This is a genomic window from Vibrio sp. L5-1, assembly GCF_021728315.1.
Classification (GTDB): domain Bacteria; phylum Pseudomonadota; class Gammaproteobacteria; order Enterobacterales; family Vibrionaceae; genus Vibrio; species Vibrio splendidus_K.
Window position 1 is genome coordinate 1 of the sequence record NZ_JAKKCQ010000003.1, and the last position, 24,619, is coordinate 24,619.

Consider the following 24,619-nt stretch of genomic DNA (forward strand, 5'->3'; position numbering starts at 1 on the left):
ACGTTGATGATCCAGATTTAGGCGAAGCCGTCTTTAGCGCGCAAACCAATGTTCAAGATGGCAATTTCGGCACGTTTAGTATCGATGACAAAGGTGAATGGACGTATCAACTCAACAATACCCACGCGGATGTTCAAGCTCTAGACGCCAACTCTACTCCCATCGTTCGCACCTTCACGGTAGAAACTGCGGATGGCAGCACGCATGAGATTGCAGTGACCATCACGGGCTCAGACGACGCCGCGGTCATCACGCCAAGCAAACCGGGTGATGATAAAGGCGCAGTGCAAGAAGACGTGACGCTGACCACGGGCGGCAACCTCAATGTTGACGACCCGGATTTAGGCGAAGCGGTGTTTACCGCGCAGACTGATGTTCAAGATGGTCACTACGGCTCGTTCAGTATCGATGCGGACGGTGAGTGGACATACACATTGAATAACGGTCACGCCGATGTTCAAGCGTTGGATGCCGATTCTGATCCAATTGTTCGCACCTTCACGGTCGCGACTGCGGATGGCAGCACGCATGAGATTGCAGTGACCATCACTGGCTCAGACGACGCCGCGGTCATCACGCCAAGCAAACCGGGTGATGATAAAGGCGCAGTGCAAGAAGACGTGACGCTGACCACGGGCGGCAACCTCAATGTTGACGATCCAGATTTAGGCGAAGCGGTGTTTACTGCGCAGACCAATGTTCAAGATGGCAACTACGGCACCTTCAGTATCGATGCAGACGGTGAGTGGACGTATGTTCTCAATAATGACCACGCCGATATTCAAGAGTTGGACGCTGACTCGACTCCAATCGTTCGCACTTTCACGGTAGAAACTGCCGACGGCAGCACGCATGAGATTGCAGTGACCATCACGGGCTCAGACGACGCCGCGGTCATCACGCCAAGCAAACCGGGTGATGATAAAGGCGCCGTGCAAGAAGACGTGACGCTGACCACGGGCGGCAACCTCAATGTTGACGATCCAGATTTAGGCGAAGCGGTGTTTACCGCGCAGACCGATGTTCAAGATGGCAACTACGGCACGTTCAGTATCGATGCAGACGGTGAGTGGACGTATGTTCTCAATAATGACCACGCGGATATTCAAGCGTTGGATGCCGATTCTGACCCAATAGTTCGCACTTTTACTGTAGCAACCGCAGACGGCAGCACTCACAATGTTGAAGTGACTATCACTGGTACTGACGACGCGGCAATCATCACGCCAAGCAAAGCTGGCGATGATAAAGGCGCCGTGCAAGAAGACGTGACGCTGACCACGGGCGGCAACCTCAATGTTGACGATCCCGATTTAGGCGAAGCGGTGTTTACCGCGCAGACCGATATTCAAGATGGCAATTACGGCACCTTCAGTATCGATGCAGACGGTGAGTGGACCTATGTGCTCAACAATGACCACGCCGATGTCCAAGCGCTGGATGCCGACTCGACTCCAATTGTTCGCACCTTCACGGTAGAAACTGCGGATGGCAGCACGCATGAGATTGCAGTGACCATCACTGGCTCAGATGATAAACCTGAATTTGTCAGTGGCAATAACGACTCGCATGGCCTAAACAGTATGGGACTCGTTGATGATGATGTTTATTCATTCCCTGTGCTTGAAAATAGCCCAGGTCAAACTGTTGGTCAGGTCGGTGCATTTGACGTCGATAGCGCAAGTCAATTGACCTATTCTCTTAGCAATTATACCGACCTCTTTCAGATTGATGCTGTATCAGGTGAAATTTCGTTGAAACCAGGCGTATCTCTCAATCACGAAGACATCGAAAGCTACAGTGTAGGCGTGCTAGTTACTGATGAATCCGGAGAGACGGATACCGCTCAAGTTCAAATAACAGTCGGTGACGTTAATGAAGGTCCGACTGCTTTAGATGACAAGGGTATTACGACTGAAACTAAAACATTAGATTCATCGAATTGGATAGCCAGCGACGATATCAAAGTCGATGTCTATGTAATTGACAGTGTGACTGGAGAAAAAGTTGCAGATGCTACTCTGGCAGATTACACCGGGGATGGTGACAATAAATACGGTGTGCATTCTGATCTTGATAACCCTTCTGATCGTGTTCAATCTGGCCAAATTGGTTACGATGATGCAACTCAGAAGAGTGAAGCGATGAGTTTCTCTTTTGCTAATAATCAACTTGCTAATCATGCACAAGTTGAAGTTAAAAACTTATGGACAGATACAAACAACGGAAGCTGGGAACCAGGCATTGAGCAAGGCGTATGGAAAGCCTATTTTGATGGTGAATTAATTGCGACAGGTATATTTGAAGGGAATCGTGGTGGCAGCCAATTAGTTTCTATTGATGCCTCCGGACGATACTTTGATACGATTGAATTGTCTGCAATTGGCTACAAAGATGGGGTTGTTGACCCTAAAGGTTCTGAATATTTCGTTACTGAAGTATCTGCTGATTTAACGTCTTTCGATAGTAATTATCACACACACGGAACCGGTCTATTAACTTTAGATGTGCTCGCCAATGATAGTGACCCAGAGAACGATGAGCTAACTATTGTTGATTACCCACAGGCGAACTACATAACATTTAAAAACGGTCAATTTGTTTTTGATGCTGAAAAGTATCTAGATAGCCTACCTTTAGCTGAGCAAACATTAAGTGTAGGGGAAGTTAAAACCGTAGAGTTTGAGTACACAATTAAAGATGAAGAAGGTTTAACTGATACTGCTAAGGTAACCGTCACGATAATTGGCGAGTCGATTTCACTTGATAATGAATCAGTTACTCTTGAAGAATCTGACTTAGGTGCGAATCCGACCGTATTTGTCGAAGGTGAACTGGATGCAGACCTTGGTTCAGCGGAAGAAGCAGAGTATCGATTCGATAGTACACAAGATCTTTCTGGTTTAACGAGTAACGGTCTGGTAGTCCAGTTTGAACTTTCTCAAGACCAAACAGAATTTAGTGCGTTTACTGAGGTTAATGGTCATCGAGTTGATGTGCTTTCGGCAAAGATAGATCAAGCTACTGGTGAGTATCAAGTATCGCAACATGCGGCACTTGATCATCTAGAACAGGGTAATGATTCATTGATGCTTGATTTAAATATCACGCTAGATGTCGGTCATCAAGTGGAGCAAGCGCAGCTAAATATTGAAGTGGTCGATGTTATTCCCGAAGCTGGAACTCATCAACATACGATAAAAGATGTTCAACCTCAGTCTAACTCAGTCGTGATTGCACTAGATGCATCTAGCTCTATGAATGATACTGTTCTCGATTCAAATGGTCTGCAAACGACAAGATGGGATTTAGCACAAACTTCAATAAAAAGTATGTTTGAGAAATATGATGAACTGGGAGATGTGAAGTTCCAAATTGCTACTCACTCTGGTTCACCAAGCGGTAAAACCTCTAACTGGATCGAGTCAGAGCAAGATATTACAGACTTTTTTGCTACTGTATCTCCAGCTGGTTGGACACCCTATTATGAAGCGATTGAGCAGGTTGAAGACATTGTTTCAGCTGATGATTTCTCTAGCCAAGTCGCTGGCTCCAATACCCAGTTGTACTTTATCTCTGATGGACAGCCTTCAGATTTCAGTGGCTGGACTCGTCAAGATTTCTATTCCTCTCAAGCTCGAACAAGCTTAATGGATGACTTAGACCCGGCGCATTTTAGCAACCAATCACATTATGATGACTTGTTATCAGGCCGAGTGGCTCCGACAGATGCCGAAGAAAAGTTGATTCTCGAATTAGCGATGGAAAATGGAGTGTCTGCCAATGGCCATACCTTTAATAATATTTGGGCGCTTGGTATTGGCGATAGTGCTTCTTTGAATTATCTCAAACCAGTGGCGACTAGTTCTGGTTCGGCATTGGTTGTTGATGAGTCAAATGTAGAGAATGTTTTAGTGACTACCGTCCCAGGTGAAGTTCAAAGTGATGTTTTTTCTCAAGTTGGCGGTGAAATTCAATGGGTTAATTCTATTGAAATCAAAGGTGAAAACTACCAGTTTGATAAACAAACAGGCACAGTATCGAAAACGGATGTTAATGGGATATCTTCTCAAGTTTCAGAACATTCTCTGCTTGAAGTAGAAACGAACTTTGGCCAGTTAACGATTAATTTTGAAAATGGTTGGTATGACTATAAAGCGAATAATGTCGATGGTGATCAAAGTGAAAGCTTTGCATTCAAAGTCATTGATGCTGATGGTGATATTGCAACTAACGATATTACAATAAATATCAAAGACGGTGCCCCAGAATTTATTTCTCCAAACGATGAAGATCAGATTCGAGGCTCTGATGGACATGGTTTAGCAACCACCGACACCATTAGTTTTGACGTTGCTGAGCATGAGAGCGGAATTTTGGTTGGTAAAGTTGCAGCATTTGACCCTGACAACGATACGATCACTTATACCCTTAAAGGGGATGATAGTGACAAACTCCGCATAGACAGTAATACGGGAGAGATTTGGTTAAAAGATTCAGACGCTTTAGATTTTGATCTTTCTTCAGCTCATGAATTGATCGTAGAAGCAAGTGATGGCAGCGACTTAGATCAAACTACAGTTACTCTGAATGTTGTTGAAAATAGGGCGCCGGAGAACACCGCAGTAGTTGGTTTTGCTGAAGTCGAAGAGCAACCTATAAATAAGATCACAGTTGTGTTCGATGTTTCTAGCAGTATGACTCGGACTTTTGATGGGACGAATACGTATAGAGATAATGGCTTACCGGATGAAGTTCTTGCTTCACGTACAGAGTCAAGAGCGTATAAGGCAGCAGAAGCTCTACATGAAATGGTTGAAGATCTAATACAACAAGGTGGAGCTTCAAATAGCTACATTCGCTTGGTTAAATTTGCAGGTGAAACTGAAGAGCAAAGTTGGTTTGAACTTGGTGACGTTCTTGAGATGACACGTCCGCCAGAGCTGAATGGACGTGAGCTCACGGACATGACTTACCTGACGGATGTCAATAAGTATGTGAATGAGTGGTGCTGGATCGACAATAGAGGAATGAACACCGATTACAATGATGCCTTGGAAGCTGTCATGGCACCAAGTGATAGTTCTAATCGTTTCCCGTGGCAGGATGGCCTAAACGCTCAAGGTGAACTGGATTGGGATCTTTTACTTAAAGAGCAGCCAATCGAGAGCCATGATTCTATCTTCTTCATGTCAGATGGAGCTCCGAACCCTAGAGACGGAGCTGTGGTTGCTGATGACCTAACTGACCGCTGGGAGCAATATGTTCAAGATAACCAAGCTTCTGTTTATGGTATTGGTATTGCGACGCGTGGTGACGAAAGTGTTGCGGATGCAATGAATGGCATTACTGATACTGTCGTATATGTAGACTCTGGAGAAAGTTTAGGACAACTGCTTAAACATTACACGCCAGAGCCTATTGCTGGTGAGTTATTGTCGGGTAGTTTCGATCCCGATGGTGATACGCTACAGGTGTCTACTCAAACTAATGACTTTAGATTGATGAATACCGAGTTTATGGGCTTTGATACACCGCCCAATGTGACCTCTTCTGTTGCTAGTGAAAATGGTCTTCTGAGTGTGACAACAGAGTTTGGTGTCTTGGAAGTATACTCAAATGGAAGTTATAACTTTACCCAAGACGAGAACTTCAACTTGTCGAATGGTCAGCAAATAAATATGAATTTTGCTTTTGAGGTTACGGACGGTAAAGGGCAAAACAGTGACAATGTATTTAGTTTAATTCTAACCGAAAAAGGAGCAGTCCCTGTCATCCAAGATAGTGTGACACTTTCTGGCGATGAGTTGGGTAATACGATTCTTGGTTCTGAAAGTATTGATATACTACTCGGCCAGCAAGGCAGTGATACCTTACATGGTAACCAAGGGGATGACTTTTTACTTGGCGGTGAAGGTGATGATGTACTCATTGGTGGCTTAGGTAATGACATTTTGACGGGGGGAGAGGGCAAAGACGCTTTTGTTTTTGAGCAAGACTCAGTGGATGGTTTGTCACGCGATACTATTACTGATTTCACTTTTGGTGATGACAATATTGACCTCACAGACCTTCTTGACCTGACTGGAGATGATGTTACTAATATGGAAATGCTACTAGAGCATGTTACAGCTTCATTAACTGCGGATAGTAGTATTGAGTTAGCGATCGAAGCGGAATCTGGCCAATCTGTTGCAGTTGAGATGACCAACTTGGATTTATCAGGCTTCGATATGAGCGCTATGACAACATCCAATGAAATTGTAGAGCAGTTGTTCCAACAACAAACTTTTACGTAAAAACGTGGTTTAACTTGTGTTGAACAGAGTAGAAAGCCAATCAATTGGTTTTCTACTTGCCTGAAGATGATATGCATTTTTAACTGGCTGCTTTAGAGCTCCAGGCAGTAGGATTAAGCTATAAGCGAATATTTATTTAATTCGGGGTCATCCGTATTATTAAGCTAAGTACAATAGTATAAATAGTCGTTATAATGATGCTATTAATAGAACCACATATAGTAAATAGATGTACGTACTAGAGCTTCAATTTGAGTGTTTTGATAACACAACGGTCAGCGCTGTCGATAAGGCAGTTAATGGCTTAATGGATGCACTTCGTTACAACGGACAAGTGTTAGGTCGTGAGTTTCCAATTGTGATGGGCGACGGCGAATTCTATGTTCGCGTTGTGTGCCCTGAGCAAGACAGCTTACACCCACGTAATCATTCAGATTTCGTAAAGGTCTGTTTTGAACGCTTATCAGCTGCGAGTTTATTAGCGCCTAAGATGCGTCTGCTTGGTCGAGATCTGAACTCAGAAGAAGTGGCAGAAGATGAAACGCCAAGTTGGCAGGTGCTATACACGACATTCGTGCATACCTGTTCGCCGCTGCGTAGTGGCGATAGCTTGTTGCCGATCCCTTTGTACCGCAACCCGCCAACCTTCAATGGTGACCATAAAGCCGTGTTGAAATGGCAGACAGAATGGCAAGCCTGTGATGAAGTACAAATGGGCGGTGGTTGTCGAGCTGAACATGCAACCTTAACCGAGATCAGTGATACCAAAAGCGTATTATTCAAACGCGGCTGGGGTTTAAGAGGGCGCATTGAGTACCTCACTAAGATCCCAACGTATTACTACTTATACCGTGTCGGTGGCATTAGCCTAAAAGCTGAAAAAGAGCGTAAATGCCCGCAATGTGATGGTGAATGGCTGCTTGATGCGCCTATTCACGATATTTTTTATTTCAAGTGTGATGACTGCCGATTGGTGTCAAACATTTCTTGGGATCATATTAAGTAACCCACTTAGCTCTATTCTAGATTCAGAGTATCGAAGTATGAGCCAATACTTCGATACTTGTTCCTCTGCTTTTCTCCCTGTTAGCTTCCCGTTTCTTTCTCTTTTTATTCCTTAATATTGATCATTTATCAGTATTGGAAGAACCCATCTTGTCGAACGAATTTTGCACTTTAATACGTTCATTCTGTGTTTTATCTCTCGCTCTGTAGCCCTTAGGTATTCACCAGAATAATTCCACACCCATCAACTTTTGCTCATTTCAATAGTTAACTGGATCACAGTAATCAATCAGTTCTCTTTCAATTTATATTCCACTCAATATAAATGGGACCGATCCCATGGGAATGTTCCCATTTTGAAAGTGACCTAATTCTAGATTGAAAAGGAATGGACGATGAAACTGTTACCTATTGCTGCTGCACTCTCTACTGCTTTACTTACTCCTAATTTATACGCTGACGAAACCACACCATTGGAGTTCAATGGTTACATGCGCGGCGGCGTTGGCCTCAGTAATGAAGGTGGTTCAAATAGCAAATGGGAGGTGAGTAAAGTTGGACGACTCGGTAACGAAAATGACCTATATGGCGAGTTTGGTTTTAAGAAAGAGGTGTATGCAGAGGACGACGTTTCATTTTTAGTTGATTCCATGTTGTCGTACTGGCAAGGCCAAGATGAGAACGCCGCGGATAAAAGTGTTGATGTGGTGCAATTGAATGTTCAAGCGGTCGGGCTTTTTGAAGATAAGGATATTGGCATTTGGGCGGGTGAGCGTTATTACCAACGTCATGATGTACACATTGTTGATAACTACTATTGGGATGTAAGTGGTATTGGTGCTGGCGTTGAGCACATCAATATGGGCCCAGGTAAATTATCGGTCGCCCTGATTCAAGACACGGTTACGGGTGATGTTTTTGATGGGAAAGAAACCACAGCCATGATTGCTGACGTGCGCTATGCAGGGATACCACTATGGAATAACGCGGACCTTGAAGTCGGTATTGATATGAACTTTGCCAATGAAAAACAAGGCCAAACGGTCGATGCGGATGATAGCGTGATGCTAACGGCAAGCTTAAATCAAAACCTGTCAGGTGGCTTCAACAAAACTATTCTCCAAGTGGCTAACTCTGGCTATGCCGAGCAGATGACAACCTTTGGTACCGGTAAAGGCATCGTACGTGATGCAAACAATAATGACGCTGAAGGCTTTCGATTGATTAACTGGGGTGTGCTTGCTGTTGGTGAGAACATCGAGTTTGGCCACACTGTTCGTTATGCAATGTCGACGGGTGTTGGTGCGAATAATAGCGATGATGATTCTTTCAGTGCGGTCATTCGTCCGCTTTACAAGTGGGACAAGCGTATGCGTACTATCCTTGAAATTGGTGGCTTTGTTGAAACCATTAATAACCAAGATGGTGCGGGTGGTAAATTCACAATCGCTCAGGCTTGGGTTCCACAAGTAGGTTTCTGGTCTCGTCCTGAATTCCGTATCTTTGCGACTTATCTAAACGATGCTGAAAATGACAATGCCTTCGGTGAAGGTAAAAACAGTGAAATGAGCGTTGGTATGCAAGTGGAAGCTTGGTGGTAAGTCGAACTTTCTTGTAAATCCTAACCAATAAAAAAGGGGCTGACGTTATGTCAGCCCCTTCGGGTATTTATAGATTGCTGTAGTTTAGTTGATTACCAACCTTTAACTACGCCACCTTGGAAGATATCAGAAGCTGCTTTGTACACTTCTTCAGTTTGGTAAGCTTTAACGAAGTTCTGTACGTTTTCAGCGTTTAGGTTATCTTCACGAGAAACGATTAGGTTTACGTATGGAGAATCTTTGTCTTCAACGAAGATACCGTCTTTTTGCGGAGTCAGGTTGATAGAGCTCGCGTAAGTTGTGTTGATGATAGACAGTGCTACATCATCAAGAGAACGTGGTAGTTGTGCTGCGTCTAGTTCAACAATTGTTAGGTTCTTAGGGTTACCTACAATGTCACGAACTGTTGCTAGAAGACCTGCACCTTCACGAAGCTCAAGAAGACCTTGTTGCTCAAGAAGCAGTAGAGAGCGACCTAGGTTAGTTGGATCGTTTGGTACTGCAATACGAGCGCCGTCTTGGATTTCGTCTACAGATTTCACTTCTTTAGAGTAACCCGCGATTGGGTAAACAAACGTGTTACCAGCGATTGTTAGCTTGTAACCACGGTCAGCCACTTGCTGATCTAGGTACGGTGCGTGTTGGAATGCATTGATGTCGATAGAGCCGTCATCCAGTGCTGCGTTTGGTGTTACGTAATCTGTGAAAGTCACTAACTCAACATCTAGGCCGTACTGCTCTTTTGCGACTTTAGCCGCTACTTCTGCAACTTGTGCTTCAGCACCTGCCATTACGCCAACTTTGATTTTAGAAGTATCCACTTCTTTCTCACCACAACCTGCTAGTACTAGCGCTGAAGCTGCCGCTGCGATAGTCAGTAAACCTTTAAGGCTAAATTTCATAATAATCTCCTTTTAATAAATCTATTTAATTTGGTTCAGACGACTCTTGTCTTAGATAGTTTGCGTTTTAACGCTGAGTCTTTATCTGTGGTCAACGCGGCGAACCAATGAATCACCGATTGATTGAATAATTTGTACAAGCACAATCAACATTACTACTGTCACAGCCATGATGGTCACATCGTAGCGGTGGAATCCGTAACGAATCGCGACATCACCTAGGCCACCGCCGCCTACAGTTCCGGCCATTGCTGAGTAGCTCACAAGAGTCACTAACGTAATCGTTACTGAGTTGATGATAGTCGGAAGTGCTTCAGGAAGCAGAACCTTATTGATGATTTGTGTTGGTGTTGCGCCCATTGATTGAGCGGCTTCTACTAAACCTGTTGGTACTTCAAGTAGCGCACTTTCGATAAGTCGAGCCACGAATGGGATAGCGCCAATTGTTAGTGGAACAATCGCTGCTGTTGTACCGATGAAGGTACCAATCAACATCTTAGTCAGTGGGATGATCGCAACCATCAGTACTAAGAAGGGCACTGAACGGCCTACGTTGACAACCGCACCAAGAATTTTGTTTAGCTTGGTGTTCTCTAATAGGCCACCTTTTTTAGTCGTATGTAGAATCACGCCTAATGGGATACCGACAGCGAAACCAACGATGCCTGCAACAGCAACCATGTAAAGAGTTTCGCCTGTTGCGCCTAATAGAAGGTTACCGTTAAGGCTGATCCAGTCAGCAATCTCGTTGAAACTAAAGGACATAACCAAGCACCTCTACTTTTACATTGTTGTCGCGTAGGAATTGGATAGCAGCATTATCATCTGCTTCATTGCCGAACAATTCAGCAACCATCATGCCGAACTTCACGCCGCCGGCGTAATCAAGGTCAGAGCTTAAGATGCTGACGTCGATGTTGAATTTGCGTGCGATTTGCGTCATCAACGGAGCATCGACCGTTGCGCCTGTAAACTCAAGGCGTACCAGTGGATAGCTGCTGTTTACGCGAGTCTCTTGCAAGCGTGCTTGATAATCTTCAGGAATCGTTAGATCGAGCGTTGAACGAATGAACTGATGTGCCAGTTCTGTTTTAGGGTGTGCGAATATTTCACCTACGGTGCCTTTCTCTACTAACTCACCGCCGCCGATGATTGCGACTTCGTGACAGATGCTTTTAACCACATCCATTTCATGAGTAATCAGTAGGATAGTGATACTCAACTTACGGTTAATTTCACGTAGCAGCTCAAGAATAGATTGAGTCGTTGCTGGATCCAGCGCACTGGTCGCTTCATCACATAGCAGTACTTTTGGGTCTGACGCTAGCGCACGAGCAATCGCGACACGCTGCTTTTGACCGCCACTTAAGTTCGCAGGGTAGGTATCACGCTTATCTGATAGACCAACAAGCTCAAGTAGTTCACTCACTTTCGCTTCAATCGCAGCTTTATCTTTACCAGCAAGCTCTAAAGGCAGTGCTACGTTGTTAAATACAGTACGAGAAGACAGCAGATTGAAGTGCTGGAAGATCATGCCGATGTTACGGCGAGCTTCGCTGAGTTCTGATTTGCTGAGTTTTGTCAGGTCAATACCGTCAACAATCACTTCACCTGAGGTCGGGGCTTCCAACATATTTACACAACGGATCAGGGTACTTTTGCCTGCACCTGAAGAGCCGATAACTCCAAAGATTTGACCTTGAGGTATGTGAAGGTTGATATCGATTAAGGCATTGATTTCTTTAGTGCCTTGATAAAAAACCTTGTTGACTTGATTCACTTTAATCATAGAGAAACCCGTGCAGGTGGAACAGAATAATATGTCGATAGCTCGCTCGATTTACAGACGATGCTATGGTGTTCTATGATCTAAGTCAATAGATATTTTTACGTCTAGACGGCTAAACGTCGATTGTGTTGCTAAGGTAGAAACAAATCGTTAACGAACGCAAAACTAAATAGATAGTGATGAAGCAAATAAAGCGTGTAATAATTAATGATTAATAGAGAGTTGATAGAGAACTGAATTTTGTCTAAACCTGCTGTTTTTTTAGATCGTGATGGTGTGATTAACGTTGATCATGGCTACGTACATGATGAGCATGACTTTGAATACATCGATGGTGTGTTTGAAGCGGCAAAAGCGTTTAAAGATATGGGCTATTTATTGGTACTTGTGACCAACCAATCTGGTATTGCTCGTGGCAAGTTTAGCGAAGATCGTTTTCTTTCTTTGACGCAGTGGATGGATTGGAACTTTGTCGATAATGGCGTTGAGTTAGATGGTATCTATTACTGTCCTCATCACCCTGAACACGGCATTGGCGACTACAAGCAAGATTGTGAATGTCGCAAGCCTAAACCTGGTATGTTCATTTCAGCGCGTGACTTTCTGAAAATTGATATGGCGAACTCTGTCATGATCGGTGATAAAGCTGAAGATATGATGGCAGCAGAAGCTGCTGGTGTTGGTACCCGAGTGTTGGTGAGAACCGGTAAACCCGTGACTGAAAAGGGTGAGGCACTTGCCAGTGTTGTGCTGGATAGCATTAAGGATGTACCAGCTTTCCTGAAAGGCTGATACATTTTCCTATCGTTAACAGGCTTACTTATTTCGTGTGTTCTAACCAGTCAACTGGGGTACTAACCCATAAATAAGATATCAGCGCCGTTAACTATATAAAGATGAGGAACGCAGTATGAAAGCATTGTTGGCAGCATCTCTATGTACGGTAGCGTTAGTTGGGTGTTCTAAATCCGCGGCGCCTGATGGTGCAGTCTCGGACGATCAATTCGTGACTTATCAATGTGAGTCTGACGCTTCATTTAAGGTCGCTTACCTTGGTAATGAAAAAGCGGTATTACGTTTGCCAGAGAATGAATATCGCCTAACTCAAATAGCGGCAGGTTCAGGAACGAAGTACATCTTAGATGATGGAACCTCTGAACTGATCAATAGCGTCACTTTACGCACTAAAGGTGACAACGCACGTCTAGAACTTGGTCGTGTCGTCTATAAAAATTGCCGAAAGTAAGTCATAGTTAACTTCTAGGATTTACAAACAGTTAAGTGAGGGGTTATACCCTCGCTTTTTCCTCTCTTCCCTTTAACGTTAGACTTTTTATGAGCAAAAAACTCACTATTCTCGATATTGCTAAGCTGTCCGGTGTTGGTAAGTCAACCGTATCTCGCGTTCTGACCAATGATCCAAAAGTGAAACCTGAAACCCGTGAAAGGGTGGAAAGAGTAATTCAAGAATCTGGGTACTCGCCTTCAAAGTCTGCACAGTCTATGCGCGGTGGCAGTCAAAAAGTCATCGGCGTAATCATTTCTCGTCTGGACTCTCCTTCTGAAAACAAAGCGGTAAGTACGATGCTGGCCGAATTGTATCGAGCGGATTACGATGTGGTGATCATGGAAAGTCAGCTTGATAGAGAAAAAGCCAATGAGCATCTGCAGGTTCTCAAGCGTCGCAATGTAGACGGTATCATTGTGTTTGGTTTTACGGATTGTGACATTCCTGCGATTGAAGCTTGGGAACACAAAGCGGTAGTGATTGCTCTGGATACCGAGAACGTGACGTCGATTAACTATGATAATCAACAAGTGATCAATAGTGCGTTAACGCATCTATCGGAGCAGGGGATCTCTGATGTTGGCTTCATTGGCGTTGATCCTAGCGATAAATCAACCGGTGAGCTTCGTCTTAAGGCCTACCTGGATTGGTGTGAAGTCACAGGCTCGATCGCCAACTATCGTACTGGCCAACTTCACCATGAAAGTGCTTATCAGCTGGTGGATGAGGTGCTTGCTCCTGCGACTCAAGCGATTGTGTGTGCCAGTGACACATTGGCTCTTGGCGTAATCAAACGTCTACAAGAGCTACAACGTGAAGATGTGGTGGTGACTGGTGTCGGTGGCAATGATCTTCTCTCTTTCTTATTCCCGCGAGTATTTAGTATTGATCCTGGGTATCAATCTGCGGGTAAATTGGCCGCTAATCTATTGATCTCTCAGCTTTTAGGCAATTCAGAGATCTCTCATCACACTCAATCTCCGATTCTATAATCCACTCAATCAAGCGAAATTGAACCGCTTAGATTAAAATTAGAGTGTGATCTCTTTCAATTAATGGGACTGTTCCCATTTTAATTTATCATTCATGTGGGCATTATAATAACCGTAATTGGGAATGTTCCCATTAATCTAAATCGAAGTGGTTATAGCTGCATGGTTTAGAAGAGTAATTGAATGAAACCAGGGTGGGGTAGTATGAGTAAGATAGCGAAGCAAGACGTTGCGCGTCTTATCGAGTTAGTCGGTGGCAAAGAGAATATTGCGAGTGTCAGCCATTGTCTAACTCGGCTGCGTTTTGTATTGAACGATACGGAACAAGCGAACAAAGCAGAATTAGAGAAGCTTAAACTGGTAAAAGGCTGCTTTACTAACGCAGGTCAATTCCAAGTCGTGATTGGCACCGAGGTTGATGAGGTGTACGCACTTTTGATTGAGCAAACTGGTAAAGATGCATCATCAAAAGATGAGGCGAAGTTGGCTGCTCGTCAAAATATGAACTTCCTTGAGCGTGGTATCTCCCATTTAGCCGAAATTTTCGTACCACTGCTGCCTGCCATTATTACTGGTGGTTTGATTCTTGGTTTCCGTAATGTGATTGGCGACATTCGCATGTTCGATGGCAAAACCTTAGTTGAAATCAGCCAATTCTGGGCAACCGTTCACTCATTCTTATGGTTGATCGGCGAAGCTATTTTCTTCTTCCTACCGGTTGGTGTGTGTTGGGCGACGGTTAAGAAGCTTGGCGGAACCCCTATTTTGGGTATCACGCTCGGTGTGACCTTGGTTTCTCCACAGTTGATGAACGCTTACATGATAGGTAAATCGGTACCTGAGGTGTGGGACTTTGGCTTGTTCGTGATTGAGAAAGTCGGTTATCAAGCTCAGGTGATCCCCGCAATGTTAGCGGGTGTGGCTCTGGCCTTCATTGAGACAAACCTTAAGCGCATTGTACCTTCTTATCTGTACCTAGTTGTTGTGCCATTTGTCTCGATCATCTTATCTGTGATTCTAGCTCACGCCTTTATTGGCCCATTTGGTCGTATGTTGGGTGATGGTGTGGCTTTCGCTGCCAAAGTGGCAATGACTGGTGACTTCGCGATTCTTGGTTCAGTGGTATTTGGCTTCCTGTACGCACCTTTGGTTATTACGGGTATTCACCACACAACCAACGCTGTGGACTTACAACTAATGCAAGACTTAGGTGGCACACCAATCTGGCCTTTGATTGCACTATCAAACATTGCACAAGCTTCAGCGGTTGTCGGCATCATTATTTTGAGTAAACGTGAAGGTGAACGAGACATCTCGGTACCAGCAGCAATCTCTGCTTACCTAGGTGTAACGGAACCTGCGATGTACGGCATCAACCTTAAATACAAATTCCCTATGTTGAGCGCAATGATCGGCAGTGCCGCAGCGGCTGCAATCTGTGGTAGTGCAGGTGTGATGGCGAATGGTATCGGTGTTGGTGGCTTGCCGGGTATCTTATCGATTCAACCGCAATATTGGTCGATTTACTTAGTCGCGATGCTGGTGGCGGTTGTACTGCCGATAACGCTGACATTGTTCTTCTATAAACGAGCACAGATGAAAGGCGAACTAGAAACCGCCAACGCGTAATGCATTTAGCAAGCGATGACTTCAAGTGAGTCATCGCTTTTTCTCTTAGGAATGACTCCTATTCGACCATGTAAGCATGGTGATTTTTTATTTATATTTTCTGGTAAGTGAGTGTTAGAGATGGCGATGACTCAGCATGATGAAAGTTGGTGGAAAACCGCAACCATCTATCAAATCTACCCAAAGAGCTTTTGTGACAGCGGCAATAAAGGTACTGGCGATATCAAAGGGATCATTTCGAAACTGGATTACCTCAAACATTTGAGCGTGGATGCGATTTGGCTAACCCCAGTTTACGCGTCACCCATGATCGATAATGGTTACGATATCTCAGACTATTATGCGATTAACCCCCAATTCGGCACCATGGAAGACTTCGACCTACTGCTGTCTGAAGCGCATCAACGTGGTATCCGCATCGTGATGGATATCGTGGTAAACCATACCTCGACAGAGCATGCATGGTTTCAATCTGCTTTGGGCGATAAAAACAGCCCGTATCGCGATTACTATATCTGGAAAGATCCCGTAGATGGCCAAGCACCAACTAACTGGCAGTCTAAGTTCGGTGGTAATGCGTGGGAACTCGATGAGGCTACAGGGCAATACTTCCTACACTTATTCGCCAAAGAACAGGCCGACCTTAACTGGGAGAACCCGGTTGTACGCGAAGAAGTAAAAGACGTTATCAGCTTCTGGGCTGAGAAGGGCGTCGATGGTTTCCGTTTAGATGTGATTAACCTGATTTCAAAGCAGCAAGATTTCCCGAATGATGATATTGGTGATGGTCGCCGTTTCTATACCGATGGCCCACGTGTGCATGAATATTTGAAAGAGATCAGTGAAGCGGTATTCCAGAAGTACGGTAGCGTGACGGTTGGTGAGATGTCTTCAACCACGTTGGAACATTGTCAGCAATATTCAAATGTTGATAACAGCGAGCTATCAATGGTGTTTAACTTCCACCACCTTAAGGTCGATTACACCAATGGTGAGAAGTGGACTAATGCACCGTTTGATTTCTTACAGCTCAAGTCGATCTTCAATCACTGGCAAACCGGTTTGAACGGCAAAGGTTGGGGCGCACTATTCTGGTGTAACCACGACCAACCAAGAGTCGTGAGCCGCTTGGGTAACGACCAGCAATATCGCGTTGAATCAGCCAAGATGCTTGCTGCGTCAGTCCACATGATGCAAGGCACACCGTATATCTATCAAGGTGAAGAGATTGGTATGACCAACCCGGGTTACACCGAGATCAGCCAGTATCGTGATGTAGAGAGTACCAATATGTACGACATCATGGTGAACCGTGATGGTGTGGCTGATCAAGATATGATGGCTATTTTAGCGCAGAAATCACGTGATAATTCTCGTACACCAATGCAATGGAACAGTGAGACGTACGCTGGCTTTTCGCTATCACAGCCATGGTTAGATGTTGCGAATAACTACACTGAGATCAACGCTGAGCAAGCGCTTGAAGATAAAGACTCGGTATTCTATTTCTATAAGAGTTTGATTGAGTTACGTAAAGAAGTGTCCGTGATTACTCATGGCAGCTATCAAGATTTATTGCCTGAGCACCCGTCGGTATTTGCGTACTCTCGTGAGAGTGAAGGACAAACTCTGCTGTGCATTAACAACTATTATGGTGAAGCGTGTCAGGTTGAGTTGCCTAATGAACTTGATCTGGATGAAGCGCAATTGCTATTGGGGAATTACCCTGAAGATCCGTCGCCAGTTTCTGTAAATACGATGATCTTGCGACCGTATGAAACAAGAATTCTCTTGATAGAGCAATAATACTCGTTCCCCTATGCGAGTATAAGCTTTGAGCCTGAATTCTAAATGTCAGGCTCAAAGCTTTCTTCTAATTTAACATTGACGTCTTATTCGATTGCTTAGCCTTTATTGACCGTAAATGAATCGAGAACCCACACTGTTTCGCTCAGTTGCGTGCCATTCTTTTCATCCCAGTCCATCATTTTCACAACCCCAAAGTTTGGGTTAAACCATGTCTCGGTATTGCTTTGAAATTCAGCTGAATCATACCCATCACAAACAACGTTGTAAGTGTTTTCAACTTTCAGGTACGCCGTTTCAATTTTCTTACCTTTAACCGTTACCGTTGAGCGCTGACCATTTTCAGAAACTTGTTGCTGCCAATGGAATTCACATTGTGTGTCTGACGGTCCTAAATCATCAATATCACCTTCATAAAAATCATCAAGCAAGGCTTCTAGTTGGCCAGTAGTAACCTCAAACGAAAGCCCGACTGAACTACTGCTGTGGCTAATATTTGGGCTTTTTTCTTTTACTGTACTGCCTGAGGATTTGAATACTGGGTTGGTCACTAAAAAGTCGACAGTCTCACCGTTGCTCAATTCTATATTGGCATCAACTGAGTTAACAAAGCCATCACTGCCTTTGTAAAACAGCTCACTGTCTGTCTCACTTTGCACCGTCACATCTGCAGCATAGAAGTCGTTGATACCGCTGTTTACCATGCTCTCTACCGTTGCCTTTAGCTTCTCTAGTTCAGCAACACCTTTAGTAGTGTTAGAGATAGCTAGCTTATCCAATTCCAACTGAATATTGGCCAACATCAGTTCAGAACTGATGTCTCGGTATGCAAGATCCAACACTGTGTTCTCTTCACCATCTTCTGATACTAGGTACGATAATAGTGTGATGTTCTTCGGTGCAAACTGAGAGTTGTTGATCGGGTAATCGAACTGAGTTGTACCAGTTGAGCCTGATGAAGAAGAGCCACCTCCACAGCCATATAAAGCAAAGAGAGAAGTCGCAAGCAGCGTCATAGATTTATTCATGTTGAGCATTCCTAATATAGTTGGCCTAGAGCGGCCTGTTGTTTTTAGGAATGCTATTGTTGAGAGGGTTAATAGGGCAAAAAACGAAGATACATAAGATCTTAATTTATGTTTAACTTATTGTTTTTAAGTGATTTATATTTATTCATTCGGAAAATTGATGGCCGACATTCGTGCAGTAGTTGAGCATTAGGTTTTCCCATTGCTTGATGATCAGTGGCTCATTGATGCTCAATTTTAGATTTTTCCAAGGCTGGAGACAGGTCGATTTCGACTCAGGTTTGGATAAGCGAGCAAACAACTCTTCTGAAGGAACCACTCGCAGTAACGCGACCAAGGATTCCATGTAGTTGAGGCGAAACTTATCCATATCCCCTTGCTTGTAGGCAATATGGGAAATCATCATATAGACCAGTGCGTTCTCGATGGTCGAGTTACCCGCCGTATTGGTCAGAAACTCTTTGGCAGTTTGTAGGTCTCTTAACTTGAAGTGGATAATCCCAAGCCAGAGTTTGAGCTCATCGGGAATCAACTTAAAGCGTGTTTGCACAAGGCTAGTGAAACTGATCAGTCGCTGGTGGTCAGTCTCAAAGAGCGCCATTTGTCGTGCAATCAATGTTGCAGTCATCACGTTGAGTGGCACGCTATCCAGCTTTAGCGTTTGTTCATTAAGCAAATGGTTTAGTTCTTTATCGCTGACAGACCATTCTGGTGATAGCGGAGCAGGTAGAGCAAAGTAGTTTGCCAGCTCTCTATTTATCTCCATCAAGTCTTCATTGAGGTTATCTAACTCTATTGAGTAGACCCCACGAAAGGCAAGCTTGCCCGAGCTTGGATAAATAAGGCTGACTTTAGCTGCAAGACTTGTATCGACCTCCTGATCCTTTAATTGAATATTGAGCAGGTAGTCACTGGTACGCATGTTTTTTGCGCCCGGAAAGAAAGGAGTACTGTCTATTGGGTCAACGAAGTAACTCGGAGCATCTTGGTTGGCTAAATCGGTATAAGCGTATTCAATTTGCTGTTGGAGCAGTAGCGCTTTAACGGATTTTCGGCGCGTTCTCGCATTATCACCAATGGCATCGATGCGGTTCAGTAATAGTTCGACCTTAGGAATCAGCCTCTGTGTGCGTTCTAGCTCGGAGGCTTGGTTTGACGAGTGCCAAAACATATAACCTAGAGTCGCAGTGCTTATCAGCAACACAACAGAGAATGACAGTAATAAGAGGTTAAGCGGCGACGTCTTTTGGCTGGCCTGAGGTGGCTCGGTTACTTCTGTAATTTCGACTGCTGTATTGGCCAGACTCACTGAGCTCGGATTGAGAAAGTATCCTTTGCGTGGATAGGTCACCAAGATCTTAGTAGCATCGCTTTCTGGTAGGTGCTTTTGCAATACAGAACGCAATGTACTGATTCTATTAGTGAGAACATTCTTTGAAATGAAGTTACTTTGCCAAACTGATTCGATGATCTGCTCAGCTGCGATAGGCTCACCCACGCTAGTAAGAAACAGTTCGAGTAATTCAATAGAACGAGGTTCTAAATCGATGACCTGCTCGTTGCTACTCAAGACACGTGTGACTGGGTTGAATTCTAAACCTTCAATAGAGATCGAGGTTTGAGTGTCTTTGGCGTTAGAGAGGTAATCTTGCATAAGAAAAGAGAGGGTAGCTTATAAAAGCTAAATACTAGCTGTTTTTGTTATGAAAAACAGCTAGTAATTCATTGATTGGATAACTGGAATTAAGACGCGTAGTTGACTGAATAACGAGTAGGCTTGTGGTTCATTGCCAATACGATGTTCAATACTGCGGTGCCCAATACCGAAACGGCAATTACCCAAGGCGATACGAAGAAGCAAGAAGCAAACAGAATACAGGCATCAATGCCCATCTGAGTTTTACCTACAGAGATGCCGTAGCGGTCTTGGATGAACAAACATAATACGTTGAAGCCACCCAAGCTGGAGCGATGACGGAATAGGATTAACATACCTAAGCCCATTAATAAGCCACCGGCAACAGCACAGTAGATCTCGTTATGAACTTCTAGTGAGATAACTAGGTATAAATGATCGGCAAACACAGAAACTAACGCACCAGCAATTGCACTGCTAATGGCAAAGCTACGGCCAAATCGTTTCCACGCTAATAAATAGAATGGACAGTTGGCCACAAAGTACAAAATACCGAAGGTTACAGGTAAGAATTGACTCAAAAGCAGAGCCAAGCCAGTAGTACCACCGGTAAGCAGGTTCGCTGACTGTAAAAAGAAAACGCCTAACGCCACTAAAAACGTGCCAGTGAGAATAGCTACCCAATCTTCTTTACGTGAGTGTTTTTCCATCGTTTTAATAATTACCTAACCAATAAAGGCGTGCATAGTAGAGAAAAACCTTAGCTTTCGGTAGCTTGAGGGGTAAAATTAAGGTAAACCTATGTAATCTGCGTTTTACAGGGTGTAAAGCGTAAAATTGACAGTAAGCGTCATCTTTGGTTGGATAAGCTTAATAACCATGATGAATCTTATATGTGATTATGAAAAAACTGCATGATAAAATTGCAATTAGCTCTTTATGACCTAGATCAAATTATGTAGAATGCGTCACATCAAAACGGTGACGGAAACGTTTGCTTTCGGTCGTTGTGTGGTTTTTTTGAAACTTTCAGTACAATCTGAGTCAGGAGATACAGATGCTTAAGCGTGACATGAACATTGCTGATTACGATGCGGACCTATTCGCAGCTATCCAAGAAGAAACTCTTCGTCAGGAAGAGCACATCGAACTTATCGCTTCAGAAAACTACACAAGCCCACGTGTAATGGAAGCTCAAGGTTCTCAACTTACAAACAAATACGCTGAAGGCTACCCTGGTAAGCGTTACTACGGCGGTTGTGAGTTCGTAGATAAAGTTGAAACTCTAGCAATCGAACGTGCATGTGAACTGTTTGGCGCTCAATACGCGAACGTACAACCTCACTCAGGTTCTCAAGCTAACAACGCTGTATACATGGCGCTATTGAATGCTGGCGATACCGTTCTAGGTATGAGCCTAGCGCACGGTGGTCACCTAACGCACGGTTCTCCAGTAAACTTCTCTGGTAAGCTTTACAACATCATTCCTTACGGTATCGATGAAGCTGGCCAAATCGATTACGAAGAGATGGAAGCTCTCGCAATCGAGCACAAACCTAAGATGATCATCGGTGGTTTCTCAGCTTATTCTCAAGTTTGTGATTGGGCGCGCATGCGTGAAATCGCTGACAAAGTAGGTGCTTACTTCTTCGTAGATATGGCTCACGTTGCTGGTTTAATCGCAGCAGGTGTTTACCCGAACCCAGTTCCACACGCTCACGTTGTTACAACAACAACGCACAAAACGCTTGCTGGTCCTCGTGGTGGTCTTATCCTTTCTAACGAAGGCGAAGATCTATACAAGAAGCTGAACTCAGCAGTATTCCCTGGCGGCCAAGGTGGTCCTCTAATGCACGTTATTGCTGGTAAAGCAGTAGCGTTCAAAGAAGCTCTAGAGCCAGAGTTTAAAGAATACCAAGCACGCGTAGTTGCTAACGCAAAAGCAATGGTTGCTGAATTCCTAGCTCGCGGTTACAACATCGTTTCAGGTTCTACAGAGAACCACCTGTTCCTAGTTGACCTAATCGACAAAGACATCACAGGTAAAGAAGCAGATGCAGCACTAGGTTCAGCTAACATCACAGTGAACAAGAACTCAGTACCAAACGACCCACGTAGCCCGTTCGTTACTTCAGGTATCCGTATCGGTTCTCCTTCTATTACTCGTCGTGGTTTCTCAGAAGCCGATGCGAAAGAGCTAGCAGGTTGGATGTGTGACATCCTAGATAACATGGGTGATGAGTCTGTTATCGAAGCAACTAAAGCAAAAGTACTAGAGATCTGTAAGCGTCTACCGGTTTACGCTTAATTTTTCTTCGTAGTAATTTGAACTTCGTTGTCGAGCATGCTCACTTACATCCGTAAGCTCCGCGTGCTCTCCTAAAATTTCAAACGACTACTTTGAAAAGTACTTTTAAAGGGGCTCATTGAGTCCCTTTTTGTTTTAGGGAAAGGTGCTGAAAACTCCGCGCCTTTTCCTTGAACTAAATCTATTTGATTGAAACATACGATTTGAAGGGCTCCTGTATAGGGGCCTTTTTTGTATTGGTCGGTATGAGCGTTGGGTTATCTGAGAATACAGAAAGGCAGGTACTAAAAAGGGCTGATGTTTGCACATCAACCCTTTGCTATTTGTTGGTATCGGTTTTACTTTTTGATGCTCAGTAAAGTACCTGACTTACATCTAAACGAGTAGTAGCTGCGGCTCTCGTTGAATTTGCCTAAGCCTTCGCCATCACAATAGTCGATGTTGATATCACGCATTACTTCTAGTGTATCTTCGCTGTTCAAAGCGAATTTAGAACCATCAGAACAGACGATACGAATTCGCTCATCATGGCTTACTGAGTAGATATCGACTTCGGTATTACACAGCTCAAAAGAGGCTTCACGAAAGTTGTCTTGCTGTGTATTTGAAGCGCAACCTGCAGTCAGTGTTGCAGAGAAAACTGCCAAAAGTCCGAGTCTTTTCATTGTTAATCCTTCGCTATCATCAGATTGGGTGATGAGTTTTATATGCTATTTGAGGTAGCCTATACAACAATACGCTTTGGTTCAAGGAGCGTTGGTTCACTCTAAGATATAAAAGTATAGATGTAGACAGATAATTTATAACTGGCTAACTACATGTTTATCCAATACGTATTACCAATAAAAAAGACCAACACTGAGGCTGGCCTTTCAAAATCAAGCTTATTTTAAATGACTATCGAAACTGTTTGGCTTCTGGAAGAAACTCAAAACCAGCAGACGCAAGTTTTGCGATCAAGGCTGCTTTGTCGATTTCGTAGAAGTTGACTACTCGATCCAAATCACCGCCGAAGTCGTCACGGAGCTTCATGTTGACGATGCTCATCAACATCACAGAGTCCATCTTTTCAAAGTTAGCGAGGTTCATATTAGTCCTCGAAATCTGAAATCAGTAGGTTAGCTGCGGCAAATGCAGCACTATCTCTTGCTTCTTTAGGAAGAGACTCATCCGCAGCAAGGTCATTCAATGTTTTTACCGCGCAGGTGATCGCTTTAGGGATATAGCCTTGGTCGCCACTGCCAATTTGAGAATACAGTGCACGCACCAAATCACAACAATCGTATACTTTCATTTTTATACCTAACCAAATGATAACTGATCTCAATATACACATAGAGATAAGCAAAAACAAAGTGGATCTGATTAAGTTCAGAGTTAGTTTGTTCTTGCTCAATATCTCATTCTGTTAATGCTCAATGTATTACTTTGCTAGCTTGCCATTTGAGTCGTTCTTTACGAGTCGCTTAGTATCTAATGATTAGCCGGATATTTGCTGTTCAAGTTGATAAGTGACTTCATCTGCAAGGTTGAGTTGCTTAGCTAACTCTTTGAGGTAGGCCTTCTCCATAAAGTTCTGCTCGTCAGCCACAATCAAAGAGGCTAAGTAGATCTCACTCGCTTGTTGAGGTGAAGTAGCTAACTGAGCGATCTCGGTTGGGTCGAGTGGCTTGTGCAATTCTTCAGACACCAATTTAGTCAGCTGATAATCTGCGCCCATGTTCTCGATGGCTTGTTCAATCTTAGCCATCTCTTCTTCGTCAACATGCCCGTCGGCTTTAGACGCAGCAATCATCGATCTTAGAATCAGTACGCTATGGTTTGAATCGTTCTCATCAAATTGAGCTTGTTCGGCATTGGGTGTTTGGCCTTGTTTAGATTGGTAGTCGTTGTAGACCTTATAAGCCAAAGCGCCCAGTGCTGCTGCGCCGCCAATTCCAGCCACTTTCTTACCCATTTTCTTGGTCTTCTTAGAACCCATTAACGCGCCTAACAGACCGCCGCCAACTGCGCCTGCGCCGAAGGCGCCTAGTGTACTTTTACTGCTACTCTTGCCATTGCTGCCTTTAGAAAGGCCACTTAAATTTGAAGACCCTTGTGACAGTTTCTGAGTGCCTTGTTTAACGAGATCTGATTTAAGTGCTTGGTTCAGTAAGCTTTTGATATCCATCGATACCTCCAATGGTGAGCATGTCCAAAAAGTTGATGACACCAATATACGGATTTGAAGATGAACAGGGGATTAACTTACGTTATTTACTCTAGTGATAAATAGAAGGGAGTTTAAAGAGAAACGACAGGCACAAAAAAGGCCACCTAATGGCAGCCTTTCAATA

Annotated in this window: 19 protein-coding genes; 9 read left to right on the plus strand and 10 right to left on the minus strand. The window is 44.0% G+C overall.

Going from position 1 to position 24,619, the window contains the following annotated elements; translation table 11 throughout:
* The 3 genes from L3V35_RS12445 to L3V35_RS12455 all read left to right on the plus strand — a co-directional run.
* On the plus strand, positions 1 to 6,299 hold a 6,299-nt coding region (locus L3V35_RS12445; RefSeq protein ID WP_237299948.1), incomplete at its 5' end, for a VCBS domain-containing protein.
* Between the two features lie 229 nt (positions 6,300 to 6,528).
* Complete coding sequence (locus L3V35_RS12450) at positions 6,529 to 7,305, plus strand: Zn-ribbon-containing protein (RefSeq protein WP_146457473.1); 777 nt, start codon at positions 6,529 to 6,531, stop codon at positions 7,303 to 7,305.
* A 394-nt stretch (positions 7,306 to 7,699) separates the two neighbouring features.
* Complete coding sequence (locus L3V35_RS12455) at positions 7,700 to 8,905, plus strand: carbohydrate porin (protein ID WP_237299949.1); 1,206 nt, start codon at positions 7,700 to 7,702, stop codon at positions 8,903 to 8,905.
* A 92-nt stretch (positions 8,906 to 8,997) separates the two neighbouring features.
* Here L3V35_RS12455 and L3V35_RS12460 read toward each other — a convergent pair whose 3' ends face one another.
* The 3 genes from L3V35_RS12460 to metN all read right to left on the minus strand — a co-directional run bounded on the left by L3V35_RS12460 (position 8,998) and on the right by metN (position 11,596).
* Positions 8,998 to 9,807 (minus strand): MetQ/NlpA family lipoprotein, encoded by an 810-nt coding sequence (locus L3V35_RS12460; RefSeq protein WP_065205049.1) that lies wholly within the window; start codon positions 9,805 to 9,807, stop codon positions 8,998 to 9,000.
* 81 nt (positions 9,808 to 9,888) lie between these two features.
* Entirely contained in the window at positions 9,889 to 10,572 is a 684-nt protein-coding gene (locus tag L3V35_RS12465) for a methionine ABC transporter permease (RefSeq protein ID WP_004734372.1), read from the minus strand.
* Positions 10,562 to 11,596: a methionine ABC transporter ATP-binding protein MetN gene (metN, locus tag L3V35_RS12470; RefSeq protein WP_054547583.1), complete on the minus strand. Its 1,035-nt coding sequence runs from the start codon at positions 11,594 to 11,596 to the stop codon at positions 10,562 to 10,564. The genes L3V35_RS12465 and metN overlap by 11 nt, the downstream gene beginning before the upstream one ends.
* Before the next feature lie 240 nt (positions 11,597 to 11,836).
* Here metN and gmhB point away from each other — a divergent pair, with 240 nt between their 5' ends.
* From gmhB to treC, 5 genes are all read left to right on the plus strand, one after another.
* The gene (gmhB, locus tag L3V35_RS12475) at positions 11,837 to 12,388 is read left to right on the plus strand and encodes a D-glycero-beta-D-manno-heptose 1,7-bisphosphate 7-phosphatase (RefSeq protein ID WP_004734374.1); all 552 of its coding nucleotides are present in this window, start codon (positions 11,837 to 11,839) and stop codon (positions 12,386 to 12,388) included.
* A gap of 118 nt (positions 12,389 to 12,506) precedes the next feature.
* Positions 12,507 to 12,842 carry an MliC family protein gene (locus L3V35_RS12480; RefSeq protein ID WP_054547584.1) on the plus strand — a complete coding sequence of 112 codons (336 nt, stop codon included), beginning with the start codon at positions 12,507 to 12,509 and terminating at the stop codon, positions 12,840 to 12,842.
* 89 nt (positions 12,843 to 12,931) lie between these two features.
* A complete protein-coding gene (gene treR, locus L3V35_RS12485; RefSeq protein WP_054547585.1) occupies positions 12,932 to 13,876 on the plus strand; it encodes a trehalose operon repressor TreR in 945 nt (314 codons plus the stop codon).
* A 204-nt stretch (positions 13,877 to 14,080) separates the two neighbouring features.
* The gene (treB, locus tag L3V35_RS12490; RefSeq protein WP_016791314.1) at positions 14,081 to 15,505 is read left to right on the plus strand and encodes a PTS trehalose transporter subunit IIBC; all 1,425 of its coding nucleotides are present in this window, start codon (positions 14,081 to 14,083) and stop codon (positions 15,503 to 15,505) included.
* Positions 15,506 to 15,625: 120 nt separating this feature from the next.
* Positions 15,626 to 17,311: an alpha,alpha-phosphotrehalase gene (treC, locus tag L3V35_RS12495; protein ID WP_237299951.1), complete on the plus strand. Its 1,686-nt coding sequence runs from the start codon at positions 15,626 to 15,628 to the stop codon at positions 17,309 to 17,311.
* Positions 17,312 to 17,409: 98 nt separating this feature from the next.
* Here treC and L3V35_RS12500 read toward each other — a convergent pair whose 3' ends face one another.
* From L3V35_RS12500 to L3V35_RS12510, 3 genes are all read right to left on the minus strand, one after another.
* Positions 17,410 to 18,339 carry a hypothetical protein gene (locus L3V35_RS12500; protein ID WP_171312514.1) on the minus strand — a complete coding sequence of 310 codons (930 nt, stop codon included), beginning with the start codon at positions 18,337 to 18,339 and terminating at the stop codon, positions 17,410 to 17,412.
* Between the two features lie 145 nt (positions 18,340 to 18,484).
* Positions 18,485 to 19,993, minus strand: a complete 1,509-nt coding sequence (locus L3V35_RS12505) for a winged helix-turn-helix domain-containing protein (RefSeq protein ID WP_146457463.1) — start codon at positions 19,991 to 19,993, stop codon at positions 18,485 to 18,487.
* Between the two features lie 89 nt (positions 19,994 to 20,082).
* Entirely contained in the window at positions 20,083 to 20,685 is a 603-nt protein-coding gene (locus L3V35_RS12510; RefSeq protein ID WP_016784986.1) for a YitT family protein, read from the minus strand.
* A gap of 347 nt (positions 20,686 to 21,032) precedes the next feature.
* On the opposite strand from L3V35_RS12510, the gene glyA reads away from it, so the two are divergent.
* Positions 21,033 to 22,283, plus strand: coding sequence for a serine hydroxymethyltransferase (gene glyA / locus L3V35_RS12515; RefSeq protein WP_017084166.1), 1,251 nt, complete (start codon positions 21,033 to 21,035; stop codon positions 22,281 to 22,283).
* A 338-nt stretch (positions 22,284 to 22,621) separates the two neighbouring features.
* On the opposite strand, the gene L3V35_RS12520 is transcribed toward glyA, so the two are convergent.
* The 4 genes from L3V35_RS12520 to L3V35_RS12535 all read right to left on the minus strand — a co-directional run bounded on the left by L3V35_RS12520 (position 22,622) and on the right by L3V35_RS12535 (position 24,453).
* Entirely contained in the window at positions 22,622 to 22,948 is a 327-nt protein-coding gene (locus L3V35_RS12520; protein WP_146457461.1) for a hypothetical protein, read from the minus strand.
* Between the two features lie 232 nt (positions 22,949 to 23,180).
* Positions 23,181 to 23,372 (minus strand): DUF4250 domain-containing protein, encoded by a 192-nt coding sequence (locus L3V35_RS12525; protein WP_004736793.1) that lies wholly within the window; start codon positions 23,370 to 23,372, stop codon positions 23,181 to 23,183.
* 1 nt (position 23,373) lies between these two features.
* Positions 23,374 to 23,577, minus strand: coding sequence for a YaeP family protein (locus tag L3V35_RS12530; protein ID WP_017072685.1), 204 nt, complete (start codon positions 23,575 to 23,577; stop codon positions 23,374 to 23,376).
* Between the two features lie 186 nt (positions 23,578 to 23,763).
* Positions 23,764 to 24,453: a tellurite resistance TerB family protein gene (locus L3V35_RS12535; protein WP_171329167.1), complete on the minus strand. Its 690-nt coding sequence runs from the start codon at positions 24,451 to 24,453 to the stop codon at positions 23,764 to 23,766.
* Positions 24,454 to 24,619: the final 166 nt, after the last annotated feature.